Genomic DNA, 13416 nt, shown 5'->3' with positions numbered 1-13416 from the left:
TCAGGAGAGTGATAAATCTCAACAAACATTTATCAGTTATCAGTTTGCTAAAATCTTGCATCTAGCCTTAGCGGTTAAAAATCGCGGCTATACAAACCAATTCCACATACGGGAACTAACAGAAAATCAAGGATTTAAAACCCTTGTCTTGCGATTTTTGTCTGTCTAGCTGCGGCTGACCATTACCTTGTACAAGATGTTAAGTTTGATAACTGATAACTGATAACTGGTCACTGATAACTGGTCACTGAACAAGCCGCAGTTGGTTGAAAAGTGCGTCCCTGACTAGAATTCGTGGGATCATAGGCTGTCAAAACGACTTCACCTTTTTTGTTAAATACCCATCCTTGAGCAGGAACAATATTTTTGGTGGTCTGACGAATCACTGGTGACTGATTGATTGTAAGATTTGGGGAATTACTACTACTACTAGCGACAGGTTCTACTAAATCTACACGAGTCTCGTTGCTGCTAAAGCTATCATTTGGGCTGGATGGTAAACCACCCCGTCCAGTGACAGTAAATGAACTACCAGAACCTTTTTGACAAGGATTTTGGGCTATTTGATTTGTAAGATCTATAATATTCTCTGGTAATTCGGCTAATCCTTGACTGGGGTTAACATCCGTAGTGTTGATTTCTACTGTTCCATTAGACTCTAGTCCACGGTCAGAAGAAGCAGTGATATCACTATCCTTACTACGGAAGAGATAATTAGCTTTAATAAATATATTTCCCCCAGAACCTTGTTCGGCATTGGCGGTGATATCGCTATTTTCTAAGGCTACTAGATTACCAGTGTTGATAATGATATTCCCACCCCCAACTGTACCCTTAGCATTAGTTGTAATATTGCTATTGCGACGCAAGATTAAGTCACCAGAGTTGAGGGTGATATTACCTTGACCACCTCTAGTATCAGCGGTAATTGACGCATTGTTATCTAGCCGAATGTCTTTAGCTGCCGTAACTTCTATATTACCTGCTCGTCCTGCGCCTTGACTACCGACATTGATTTTTGCACCATTGTTAACGAGTAAGCGTCCGGTTCTAATTTTTAAGCTTCCCCCTTGGGCTGGGGAATTTTGTAAGGTATAAGCGTAAATTCCGCTAGCAGCAGTATCAAGAGTTCCTAATCTACTTTCTGCGTTTTGTCTAGCATTAATTTCCTTCTGACCGAACGCTATCTCATTTTTTATGTATTGATTAAATGTTTCCTCAAATTTGGGGTTGCTGCCTGAAATAGTGATGCGGTCAGACGCGTTGAGGTTAATTGTACCTGCATTACCTCTGTTTGAGGCAGTGTTAAGAATTTTACCACCACCAGTAAACTCAATTACACGAGCGTTGACGGTGATATCTCCTCCCGGAAAAGCTGTTTGAGTTGTAGCTTTTAAGTTTCCTCCATTACTGACACGCAAAGTATCAGTGTTAATAATAATGTTACCAGCAGGTCCATTGCCAATAGTATTTGTGACTAATGTGCTGTATGCTGACTGTGGGCGACTTAATCTCATTAACACCTGGTTAGCAAATAATGGAGTGATACCGGATATTTCAACTGTATCTGTGGCATTAACTTCAATCAGACCACCAAAGTTACCTGAAGATGGACCACTTCCGCCCGTTGTCGCTGTTACTGTTGAACCATCAGTAATAAATACCGACTCTCCCCCAATAGATATCTTTCCAGCATCTTCAAATTTAGCTGCGTTGCGGATATCAGCAAAAATAGCACTAGATTGAACTTTTACTGGACCGTTAGATCTCAATATAACTGTGCTAGGATTGCCTCGACCGTAACCTGTGGCAGCAAGTTGACTGTTATTGGTTAAGCTTACAGAAGTATCGCCCTGCAATGATATTTTTCCAGCAGCAGCATTACTGTTGTCAGTACTGACAGTGGTTACAAGATTAGCGTTCGATAATGAAATGGAGCCTTTTGCTTTTAATGAAATATTTCCGTCGCCTAATGCTCCTCTACCTACACTATAAGTGGATATTACCTTATTCTCACGGTCTACAGTTCCAGGTGAACCTTCCCCAATCAAAGTGATATTACCATCGGCTGTGAGTGATATTTTGCCACTACGTCCTGAACCAGAAATATCACTGATATTACTACTGGCATCAAGTGCAGGCTTATCTTCTGGGGGAGCTTTGTCTATAGGCCAGTAAACAGGATTACTGATGAAAATATCTCCTGCGGTGATGTTAATGTCACCAGCATTACTTTGCCTACCGATAGTACGTGTGCGAATCCGTCCGCCACCAGTCAGTTCCAAGTAATTGGCTTTGACAATAACGTCACCTGCGTCACCAATAGCATTCCGATCAGCGACATTTTCTACCAAGCTTTGTCCATTAATCTTAATCGCCTCAGTTACGTCAAGGGTGACGTTTCCAGGTACAGAAGTACTAGCTGTTAAGTTTGGTTTAATACCAGCAGATACAATACTTCCAGTTTCTATGTTTAAGTTTCGGGCAATGATACTCACACTACCCTTTCCTTGATCTGCTACATTAACCCTGGAAGTATTTCTCAGCAGTACATCTGCTCTGGTGATACCATTGGGAAAACTGAGATTACCATCAGGGTCTAATCCTATGGTTACTGCTTGCGTCAATCCTCCTAACTCAACTTTTCCTTCTGGTGCGATGAGGCTTCCTCCATCTAAGTTGACATTACCACCTAATAGTGACAAGGTGTTTCCCGTTTGTACTTGAAGAGGAGCATTGTTGCTAATACTGCCTGGATTATCTCGAAATCTCAAGCCGATGGGAATATTAATAATTAGTTGCGGTACTGCTTGTGGATTGCTGGCACTGAATTCAAAATTATCGAATACCAGACTATCAGCTGTACTGCCAAAAAATGAACCACCACGCAGATCTAAACTTGCATTCGGTCCAAAAAAAATCCCTTTTGGATTCAGTAAAAATAAATTAGCGTTACCTAAAACACCAAGCTTCCCTCGAATATTCGAGGGATTACCACCTGTGACTCTGGTGAGGATATTGGCAATTCCAGCAGGGTTGGAAAAATAAGCTCCCCTACCTGCATCTATATTGAAGTCTTGAAAAGAATGAAACAAATTTGACCCACGGATTGCACCTCCATCAATACGATCGCTCCCAATACCATCAATCACATCTGGATTCACAACCGAATTTTCTGTTCCACCCAGCTTGCCATCTGGGATAATTTGTGCAGTAGCTCTATTCTGCAATACCAGAATGCTGAAAATACTTGGGGATAAGGTGAATAGAACTAGTAAGCAAAATAATTTCATCGTCAACTCTCACAAAGATCGTCACAACAAGCAAGCAAAATTCTTTCTTCTGAATCTCTCAATCTCCCGAAGTCAAGTAAATCGTACTGAATAAACAGAACACGAGTTACCAAACGAAAAGACTATCGAAACCCTTACCAAATGACCAATGAACAATGACCAACGACCAACCTAAAAGGGACTGTAATTGATTGAGAAATACAAACCTTGTTCTTGCAGTGTCCGATCTCTGTCCCCTTCGACATCGATTAGAGGAACAGCATAGTCAAGACGAGCGCTAAAGGTTTCACCCATTTGCCATTGCAAACCTAAGCCTGTACCAATTAAGGTATTGGTATTGGGATCGGGAGTGGAATCAGAGTCATTATTCCAGCCGACGCCAAAGTTGATAAAGGGTATGACTTGCAAAACTCCTTCTACTTGTCTTCTGCGCCAAACAGGAAATCTGACTTCGGCTGAAGCAAATAAGCCATTATCTGTTAAAAACTGATCTTGTCGATAACCCTTGACAGTTTGCAAACCTCCCAAGCGAATCTGTTCGATGGGTACAAGGGATGTGCTTGCGAATTGCATTTCTGAACGCAATACAAGCAAGGTATCTGGCGCTAATAAGCGCACATACTGTCCTTGTCCTCGCCAAGCAAAATAGCGACTATCTGGAGCATCGCTGTTGACGGTAGCATCAAGCCAGCCTACACCAAGACTAAATTGCGATCGCAAAGCAAAGACTTGTTGAGAGTTGCGTTGGGTGTATTCTTGAAAAAACCTAACTGTCGAGAGGCGAGTTCTTCCTTTGTCATCTGCACCCGCAGATAAAGGAAAGTTTTCTCCCAATAATTGATTTTCACTTTGCTGTCTGGAGAAAGTTAAGCCGAGTGCGAATTCTTGAGTCGGAGTTTGGAAAATTGGCTGACGCACATTCAAATCTATGTAATAATAGTCACCCGTAATATCGATTCGATCAAAGGGTGGTTCTACTACTGTTACAGCCGTTCTACCAGTGTTAAAGCCTACAGTACCGTTGCGAGCATTTATAGGGAATGCATAACTTAAGTCAAAAGCGTTACTACCATCGCTGTTGATGAATTCAAAAGAAAAGCGATCGCCAAAGCCCAAAAGATTACCTTCACTCAGGTTAACACCGCGACGAAAGGTTCCCACACTGGGATCACCAGCGTTATCAGCAAATATATCTACTTTAAAAGAATCTGCTTCTACAACATTTACTTCCAATAGACTTTGATCTGGACGTGAACCTGTAGATAATTCCGCAGAAATATTGGCAATGAGGGGATCAAGTTGTAATAATTGCAGTGCTTCTAAAAGCCGTTCTCGATTTAAGGGCTTGGAGGTTGCTAAAGCGATCCGACTACGCACATAGTTCGGTTGTAGTCGCTTCGTACCTGTCACCTTGATATCTTCTATTCCACCTTCAATGATTTGAACTTTAACAACAGCACCTTCCTTTGCAAAACTTTGCTCTGCTGGAATCACCGCACCGGAATTAACATACCCCGCATTGATGTATAGATTAGTAATGATATTTTCAACTTGTAAAAGTTCGGCAAAAGTTATCGGTCGGTTAAGAAAAGGTTTTGTTGCTTCGCTTAACTGTTGATTACTAAATGCTGTGTTTCCTTCAAAATTAAATTTCTCAATTGTAATAGTTCCAGGAATTCCGGGAAGCGTTGGAGATTCTGGTGGTGGAGATGGAGTTGTATCTAGAGGAGGTGTAGGCGATGGTTGTGGCGTTGGGATTGGCTTTGGTGGTGGTGTAGGAGGCAGAGGACCAAGAACTTGCGATAAAATCAGGATTTTATCCAAGTCTTTGTCTTGATTGGTGCCAACTAGTTGATGTAATTTAAAACCATTGGGAGGATCTGATTTAAGTTGAACATGATCATTGAGAGAATTATATTCGTTCCCAATTTCTGTTTCGTTATTCTGGCTGATTTTGCTTTCTACAGCAGTTGTGGTATTTTCTAGCTGTTGGGTGTTGATCTGTGATTGGTGACTTCTGACAGAAAAACTGTCGGTGTTCAGAGCCTTGGATGGTAAGTTTCCAGCAGAAGCTTTCAGAGCAGAGAACGCTATTAAAACTTCCAAGAATAAGGAAACAGTTAAATTCAGTTTAAAAGTGTGGTTGTGCATTAAAACTTGATTAACTTTTATTAATTAAACTTAAATACCATAGAATATGGTTTGTAGTATAGAGAATCATAATAAAATTTAACGAGGTAGTTTAGGAAACTAAAATGAAATATAGGTAGTTATAAAATATTGCTTTAAATGAAGGAATATATATTAAGATGACGGAAGGCAACAACAATCTATTATGTGGCCGCTACCAAATCATCCAAGAGCTAGGCAGGGGAGGTTTTGGCGTCACCTATTTGGCTACAGATACATACTCTAATATATTATGTGCAATAAAGAAACTCGATCCTCTCAATGCTGATCTTGAAACAGCTAAAAGATTTTTTCACAGAGAAGTTAATATCTTAAATACTTTACAGACTAACCAGCAAGTTCCTAAGTTCTTTGACTATCTGGAAGAAGACAACAGTTATTATATAGTTGAAGAATATATAGAAGGTACATCTTTAGCAGAACTAGTTCATCAAAAATGGCCCGAATACACAGTAGTTAATTTCTTACAACAAATTTTATCTGTACTAGCATATTTACATGCAAAAAATATTATTCATCGTGATGTCAAACCCTCCAATTTAATTATTAGAAAAGGAGACAACAGATTTGTCTTGATTGACTTTGGATCTGTGAAAAAACTAGACAGTCAATATCCATCATCTCAATCATCAATAACACAAACAATGATTGGAACTCCTGGATATGCTCCTTCAGAACAAATGGCAGGAAGACCACGTTTTAATAGCGATATCTATGCTTTGGGCTTAACAGCAATCCAACTATTAACTGGAATGCATCCTAGAGAATTAAGATGGAATGAAAAAGATAATATCATCTTACCTAGCGATATTAATATTGACCCTTCTCTGAATGCAATTTTAGTCAAAATGGTCTATAACAACCCAGACCATCGTTATCAATCAGTAAATACAGTTATTGAGGATTTAAATAAAACGAAAATTAGTTCACCACCCACTCAACCGCCAACTTATTACACATCTGATCATCGAATAATACTTACTAATCTACGATTTATAAAAATTTGGCAGATTCCAATCGTATTAATATTATTAGTAGGAATCATAGCTTTTATAGAATTCTTTCATCCATTTATACGACCTATATATTATTTATATGAAGCTAATAAACTACTTGATGAACGTCAAGGAGAAGCTGCTCTAGATAAATTTACCTCTCTCAAACAACTTCAACCCAATTCTCCTGAAGTTTGGAAAGGACGAGGTGATGCTTTGTTTCTTTTGGGACGTGATTTTGCCGCCCTACAATCTTATAATAGAGCGATTTTTCTAGAACCAAAAGACCAAAAACTTTTAGTTAAAATATTAATTAATAAAGGCAAAGTATTATATAAACAGCAAAATTATCAAGAAGCCTTAGATATTTATGAAAAAGTACTAAAAATTGATAATAATAATCCAGAAGGATTAAGTGGAAAAAGTTTATCTTTATTAGCAACAGGTAAAAGACAAGAAGCTTTGCAGTATTTGAATCAACTGAAGCAAATTAGACCTGATGATCCCAGAATTTGGCAAGAAATAGGCTTTGCGATCGAACAATCGCAAGGAAAACAAGCTGCAAAAGAATATTTTCAAGAAGCTCTTCTATCTTATGATGATCTTCTCAGATTTAAAAGCAAAAATCCAATATATTGGACTGATAGAGGTTCAATATTACTTAAATTAAATCGTCCACAAGATGCACTGGATTCTTATGAAAAAGCACTAAACATAGACAATAATTTTTATGAAGCGTTAATTGGTAAAGGTAACGCCTTAAATGTATTAGGAAAAGCTAGTGAAGCTCTTTTTGCTTTTAAACAAGCTAGTCAAGTCCGTCCCCAAGATTATTTAGTTTGGTTTAACCAAGGAATTTTACTCACACAAACCCTAAGAAATCACGAAGAAGCTATTAAAGCTTTTGAGCAGGCAATTGTACTCAAAGGTGATTTTCATCCTGCATGGATAGGTAAAGCACTCGCATTGTTAGAATTGAAACGCTATCAAGAAGCACTACTTGCCATTGATAAAGCTAGAGATTTGCAACCAAAAGATCCAGATATTTGGGATATTCGAGGAGAAATTTTAAAGGGATTAGGTAAGCAACAAGAAGCAAATAGTTCTTTTTATCAAGCTGAAAAACTTAGGGGTGAGATGCCTTGAATTGGGGGATAAAAGGGGACAAGGGAGATAAAAGAGAAATTGTTCTTGCTTTCCTTGCTTATGGGATTCGTCTTGGCAATGAAGAACTATCTCATAATAATTCTAGATGTGAAACAGAGCGATCGCTTGGGCGATCTTTGAAGGGTTTTTAGTAAATGTTCAATAGTTTTCCTTTCTCCAATGCTGATCAACTAGACCAATGGCATCAAGGTATCAAAAATGCAAACCGCAACAATATTTTTTGCCATTGTCGTACTTGTGGTTATGAGTGGATGGATTCAATATTGGACGCTGTATGCACTAAATGTGATAGCAAAGATGTAGAACGTATATCATCTTGGCAATTTCCTGATGATTGAATAAATTTTAGGATATTGGTAAACAATTATTTGTTCGCTGCAAGTTTGGCAACTACTCCAGTGTACAATGCCATAAATTTAGATTCTTCTACAGGTGCATCACTGTTATTCCAAGTGGCAACTACACAGTAATTTTTGCCATTCTTTGCCTGTAACCAAGTTGTTAGATTGAGAACACCAGGTTCAGATCCACCTTTAAACGCCACCTGCTGCCAATCTTTGCGATCAACAACAATGCCAGGATTAATACTCATCAGTGGCAAATCGGCAACTTGCTCTATTAGTCCGCAGAGTTCTTCAGCAGTAAAATACCATTCTACATCAAGAGCAACTGGTTTAGCTGGGTCAAATTCATTAGCATTAGGAAGCGGTTTTTTTGCCACTTCTGTGAGTATGATACGACGTTGAGCTTCGTCGCTTTTGCGATAACGCTTCAGCAACTCCCGGTTTTTAGAAGCTTTTAAAATAAATAATTCACGGGTAGTCAGGAAGGGACGATTACGAGGTGAGACAGACTCAATGTGTTGTCGCCCAATCAGATTAATTAATAAATCTGTTGCTGTATTGTCACTGATAGATATCATCAAAGCCGCGAGTGTTTGCACTGTCAAATATGTTCCATTCGGCCAGGTTTGTAATATTCCAGAAGGTAAACTTTTCACACTAGATTGTACTTGTACTATATCTTTCCATGTCCTTTTGTCTGCTTCTATTTGTGATTTTAGTGCTTTGAGTACGGCTAATTTGAAGGCTGAACCTACTGCCAGAGGTATTTTGGTATTTAATGCAGCTTGTGTCGTTTTGCCTTCTTGAACTAAAAAACTGACTTTACCAGGTAAAGCCTTAAATTTAGCACTTGCTTCTTCTAAACTAATGACTTTGGCTTGCGGTGGCTGAAAAAGCAGTCCAGAAATTTGCCCTTTGCTATTCAAAACTATTTTTGTAGGCACTGAACCTTGACTAAACAAAACTAAATAATCTTGAGTATTATTTTGTATCTTTTGTTGTATATTTTGATAGGTTCCTAATTGACTCTTCAACTCAGCAATTAATTGTCGCATTTGTTCGATAGGAACTTGAGCTAAAAAGTCCGATGCAAACCACTCAGTTTGTATTTGTTCGCTAATAAATAATCTTTCTAAAGCTGCTTTGGAAGACATAGATTTAGCTGGAGTTTGAATTTGAGCTAAGGGTAGTGTTTTCCATTTAACTTCTGCTAACGTCAACTTCAGAAATGCCAAGTTTGTTGTTAACAAAGTAGTCAATAATAAACTAACTGACATTTTTCTCCTTCTATGCGAGCTTTGTTTGAGTAAACATAGCTGTAGCTAATTCAAACACAAGGAAATGTTCAAGTTATCTTCCCAGAGATACACTCAATTAATATGAGAGATGCCAGACGATTTTTTATACAAAAAATAATTAGCTTTTTTAGTAACAAAAATATTCAATTTATTAAGATAAACAGTACAATTACTTAAAATTTTAGGAAATTCATAGTCAAAAATAGAAAACTCGTGACCCTACAAATGAACGGTATGATGCGTAATAAAGTCTGATCTCACTACAAGAATAATGGCGCAAACAGTATCAATCAATAACAACCAGAGGTTGCAACTCAAACCCCTAGCCACACCAGAACGCTTACTTTTGGGTCCTGGTCCATCAAATGCTCATCCCGCAGTTCTGCAAGCGATGAATACTCCCCCGCTAGGCCATCTTGATCCAGCTTTTCTTGCCGTCATGGATGAGATTCAATCATTGCTGCGCTATGTATGGCAAACGGAAAATCCCCTTACCATCGCCGTTAGTGGTACGGGAACAGCAGCAATGGAAGCAACTATTGCTAATGCTGTAGAACCAGGTGATGTCGTGTTAGTGGGTGTGAGCGGTTATTTTGGTAATCGACTTGTAGATATGGCTGGACGTTATGGTGCAGATGTGCGAACGATTACCAAGCCTTGGGGACAAGTCTTTTCCTTAGATGAATTACAAACTGCTGTACAAACTCATCGTCCAACTATTTTAGCTTTGGTTCATGCTGAAACATCCACAGGCGCACGTCAACCTCTGGAGGGAGTTGGTGAACTGTGTCGTGAGTTTGGCTGTTTACTGCTAATAGATACAGTTACAAGTTTAGGTGGTGTTCCTATATTTTTGGACGAATGGGGAGTAGATCTTGCTTATAGCTGTAGCCAAAAAGGCTTGGGTTGTCCACCCGGTGCTTCTCCTTTTACAATGAGTCACCGCGCAGTTAAGAAATTGCAACAGCGTCAAACGAAAGTGGCTAACTGGTATTTGGATATGACGCTGTTGAATAAATATTGGGGTAGTGAACGAATTTATCATCACACAGCACCCATTAACATGTATTACGCACTCCGGGAAGCACTACGTCTAATTGCCGAAGAGGGAGTGGAAAACAGCTGGCAACGTCATCAAGAAAACGTAGAATATCTTTGGCAGTCATTAGAAGAGATCGGATTGTCACTACATGTACAGCGAGAGTACCGTTTACCAACTCTCACAACAGTCTGCATTCCTAAAGGCGTGGATGGAAAAGCGATCGCCCGACAGTTACTTTTAGAACATAACATTGAAATTGGTGGTGGTCTTGGTGAATTAGCTGGTCAAGTCTGGCGTGTTGGACTCATGGGTTTCAACAGTCGTAAAGAAAATGTAGACCGATTCATAGAAGCTCTGCAACTGGTTTTGCCTAAATAGAATTGGCAGGTATATAAATTTCTGGATAAAGGGGGAAAGGTTTTAAATTTGTGAGATCCCCCTTTGTTTCTGTTGTCTATTTTGTCTCCTTACCTCTTCCCCTTCCCTCTAAGCTAGACTGAGTATGTAGTAGTAAACCCAGATAGCAAGATACTGATCTGAAAACCACTGCACAACCGGAATCAAGATTGTTGAGCAAATAAATTTGAGTGTTGATTAATAATGTTGCATCGCTTCTCAAAACAGGAACTGATTTGTATAACTCAACCAAATCATGCTTGGCTTTCAGGTCAACTAGCACAAGTCTGGGGTAATGAATATTTTGGTGATTTTGCACCTAGAAAAGAAGTTTGTCTTGGCGCAGAACAACATGATATTGGTTGGATACTTTGGGAACAAGCTCCTACACTTAATCCTCAAACTGGTTATCCTCACCATTTCACGGAACTTTCTACTCAAGAACACATAAATATTTGGTCACATGCGAAACAGTTGGCACTTGTATTGGGTAGATATGTAGCCTTGCTTGTCTCGCTACATGGAACAGGTTTGTACGAAAGGTTTACAACTTGGCAAAACTCGCCAACCTCTACCCAAATAGTGGAGGAATTTCTCAAGCAGGAGTATCTTTTTCAAGAACAACTCATAGCTAGCTTGAAAAAAGATGCATACTATGCAACTCACGTTACACCGGAAGTAATCACACGTAATAGAAAGCTAGTGGCAATATGGGATACACTTTCAATCATCTTTTGTCAGGGAATGACTTCACAACAACAGTTGATTCACCATGTACCGATACTCAATGGTGAAACTACTCTAGACCTGACCTTGTTAAGCAATCAAGACCATCATCAACAAATAGTCATATCTCCCTGGCCTTTCCAGCAGAATGAAGTCACACTAGTTTATGAAGGACAGCTTCTACGCCACATCTTCAGCAGTGAGATAGCAATGCGAGAAGCTTTAATGGGTGATTATGGAGTGACTCTCACTACTACCTTAAAACCAGATTAGAGAGTAGTAGTTATAGGTTCTTTGCTTATCTAACCTCTTTTGCGTTGCCTAACTGGCTTTTTTGTGGTCTTTGATTTACCACGTGCTAACTTCAACTCAGCCTTTGACTGAGGCTTTGATGAATGAAGTTTTGGCGGTCGGCATCGTTCGCAAAACAAAGGTCTAGAAGGATAACAAGTCCGTTCAACGACTAGGTTGCATCCTTTACATACGAAACGATAGATTCTTTGCCTAATAAGGCGAGTGTGAGCTTTAACAAAAACTTCCTTGCTGTCCACCTGTCTGTATCCTTTCAAAAACAACAAAACTACTATGGCTGATTTATCTGAGATTCTTAGGTTACTGGAAGCAGAACGCGATCGCTACATCTTAGAAACTGCTGATTTGGAGCGTCGTCTGTCTTTTATTCGCAACCAGATAAATGTCCTAGAAGCTCTTATTTCAGGGTACGCTCTGGAAGAGAAAATGAATCATATCCACAAGCGTTTACCTGAATCATCTACACAGGCATATCTAGAGGATAGCCTTCATTCCCTTGAGGAGGAAGGAGAAGCCACGAAGCTTGATCAAGAACAAGAACAAGAACAAGAACAAGAACAAGAACAAGAACAAGAACAAGAACAAGAACAGAAATTAGACCATAAGATAAATTCATTTGTAACCACATCACCATCTACCTCAAAATCAGATTCCAAAGATTCCAAATTTACAGCTCCTTCACCGGAACAACCAGACATATCTGACATCCCCAAACTGAGTATTCCCAGAAAACCTGGTACTTTACCTTTACTACCTGAATTTCAAGAATACTCCATACAAAATGCAGTCTTAATTTTGATGCGTCACCGACCTGATCTACATTTTCATATTGATGCCATAGTACGAGATTTGTATGGTGATCAATTAACGTCGGATCAGTTTAAAACTGCAAAAACGAATGTTGGAAAGATGCTTTCCACGGGAGTACAGGCGGGAATGTGGTATCGAGTATTACAAGGTCATGGAGTTTACACTTTGAAATATGAAAAGGGAGTAACTAGCAGGCCTCTACAAAAAAAATGATTAACTATTCAAACATGCAGCCAATAAACATATATGTGCAATCTACAGGCGATCGCTCAACTCCAAACCAAATTTGAGCTTTAGCAGCAGCATAAGAGCGCTCTACCCGATCAAGGGTGAGTGCAGGGCAAACGCATCTTAATTAATTAGTCTTGACAAAAAGTTTAAATTGGTGTATAGACGGAAAAACAAGAATTTATTGTTTGATTGGTTTTTTAGGGATTAAGGCGATCGCTGAAATCATTGTCAATAAGTGGGCATTAATGCGATAAACTTGAAGTTTATTGACATTGTAAGGCTCTTGTTGACAAAATGCGTTTGCCCTAGGGTGAACGTCGGAAAGAATGTGTGCGAGTTGTGTCCCCTTCAGAGTCAGAAGTCTGCCTGACTGATATCGATTTGCTAATAGTAAAGCGTCGCCTGATCTATTAACCGTTATTGCCCAAAAGGAATGAATGCCAAAATGCCAAAAAAGTAGAACAAAAAACAAAGAAGCTGATATAGTAGTCAAGTGCGAAAGCCGAAAGGCAAAGAGCAAGCAAGAGAGTCAAAAAAGCAGAAAAAAAGATTTCTGAAGTAGTTGACAAAGAGAAAATAGCTTGCTATTCTAGATCAAGTGTCAAGCAAAAG

The 13416-nt window shown here is 39.2% G+C and carries 9 protein-coding genes; 6 read left to right on the top strand and 3 right to left on the bottom strand.

Translation table 11 applies throughout. From position 1 onward, the window contains the following. Positions 1–230 precede the first annotated feature (230 nt). A complete protein-coding gene (locus AC5JMK_RS02130) occupies positions 231–3293 on the bottom strand; it encodes a two-partner secretion domain-containing protein (RefSeq protein ID WP_495909276.1) in 3063 nt (1020 codons plus the stop codon). Positions 3294–3464: 171 nt separating this feature from the next. Further along, a complete protein-coding gene (locus tag AC5JMK_RS02125; RefSeq protein WP_096673314.1) occupies positions 3465–5444 on the bottom strand; it encodes a ShlB/FhaC/HecB family hemolysin secretion/activation protein in 1980 nt (659 codons plus the stop codon). A 158-nt stretch (positions 5445–5602) separates the two neighbouring features. Here AC5JMK_RS02125 and AC5JMK_RS02120 point away from each other — a divergent pair, with 158 nt between their 5' ends. Genes AC5JMK_RS02120 through AC5JMK_RS02110 form a run of 3 tightly spaced genes read left to right on the top strand, consistent with a single transcriptional unit; the run spans position 5603 to position 7983 of the window. Beyond that, positions 5603–7624, top strand: coding sequence for a protein kinase domain-containing protein (locus tag AC5JMK_RS02120; RefSeq protein ID WP_495909275.1), 2022 nt, complete (start codon positions 5603–5605; stop codon positions 7622–7624). Beyond that, positions 7621–7776, top strand: a complete 156-nt coding sequence (locus AC5JMK_RS02115) for a hypothetical protein (RefSeq protein ID WP_495909274.1) — start codon at positions 7621–7623, stop codon at positions 7774–7776. The genes AC5JMK_RS02120 and AC5JMK_RS02115 overlap by 4 nt, the downstream gene beginning before the upstream one ends. A gap of 3 nt (positions 7777–7779) precedes the next feature. Further along, complete coding sequence (locus tag AC5JMK_RS02110) at positions 7780–7983, top strand: hypothetical protein (RefSeq protein ID WP_096673318.1); 204 nt, start codon at positions 7780–7782, stop codon at positions 7981–7983. Between the two features lie 26 nt (positions 7984–8009). Here the strand turns inward: AC5JMK_RS02110 and AC5JMK_RS02105 are convergent, their stop codons facing one another. Continuing rightward, the gene (locus tag AC5JMK_RS02105; protein ID WP_495909273.1) at positions 8010–9266 is read right to left on the bottom strand and encodes a serine hydrolase; all 1257 of its coding nucleotides are present in this window, start codon (positions 9264–9266) and stop codon (positions 8010–8012) included. A gap of 292 nt (positions 9267–9558) precedes the next feature. On the opposite strand from AC5JMK_RS02105, the gene AC5JMK_RS02100 reads away from it, so the two are divergent. The 3 genes from AC5JMK_RS02100 to AC5JMK_RS02090 all read left to right on the top strand — a co-directional run bounded on the left by AC5JMK_RS02100 (position 9559) and on the right by AC5JMK_RS02090 (position 12786). After that, on the top strand, positions 9559–10707 hold the full coding sequence (locus AC5JMK_RS02100; protein WP_096673322.1) for an alanine--glyoxylate aminotransferase family protein: 1149 nt from the start codon (positions 9559–9561) through the stop codon (positions 10705–10707). A 222-nt stretch (positions 10708–10929) separates the two neighbouring features. Beyond that, positions 10930–11724, top strand: coding sequence for a DUF3891 family protein (locus AC5JMK_RS02095; protein ID WP_096673324.1), 795 nt, complete (start codon positions 10930–10932; stop codon positions 11722–11724). 312 nt (positions 11725–12036) lie between these two features. After that, positions 12037–12786: a hypothetical protein gene (locus AC5JMK_RS02090; protein ID WP_495909272.1), complete on the top strand. Its 750-nt coding sequence runs from the start codon at positions 12037–12039 to the stop codon at positions 12784–12786. The last annotated feature ends 630 nt before the right edge of the window (positions 12787–13416 follow it).

The organism is Pelatocladus sp., assembly GCF_059505505.1.
Note: the sequence above shows the minus strand (reverse complement) of the source record. Positions and strands in the feature narration are given on the sequence as shown.

Coding starts and splice junctions, on each gene's coding strand:
- AC5JMK_RS02100 (WP_096673322.1), top strand. CDS start 9,559: ATGGCGCAAACAGTATCAATCAATAACAACCAGAGGTTGCAACTCAAA.
- AC5JMK_RS02120 (WP_495909275.1), top strand. CDS start 5,603: ATGACGGAAGGCAACAACAATCTATTATGTGGCCGCTACCAAATCATC.
- AC5JMK_RS02130 (WP_495909276.1), bottom strand. CDS start 3,293: ATGAAATTATTTTGCTTACTAGTTCTATTCACCTTATCCCCAAGTATT.
- AC5JMK_RS02090 (WP_495909272.1), top strand. CDS start 12,037: ATGGCTGATTTATCTGAGATTCTTAGGTTACTGGAAGCAGAACGCGAT.
- AC5JMK_RS02095 (WP_096673324.1), top strand. CDS start 10,930: ATGTTGCATCGCTTCTCAAAACAGGAACTGATTTGTATAACTCAACCA.
- AC5JMK_RS02110 (WP_096673318.1), top strand. CDS start 7,780: ATGTTCAATAGTTTTCCTTTCTCCAATGCTGATCAACTAGACCAATGG.
- AC5JMK_RS02125 (WP_096673314.1), bottom strand. CDS start 5,444: ATGCACAACCACACTTTTAAACTGAATTTAACTGTTTCCTTATTCTTG.
- AC5JMK_RS02105 (WP_495909273.1), bottom strand. CDS start 9,266: ATGTCAGTTAGTTTATTATTGACTACTTTGTTAACAACAAACTTGGCA.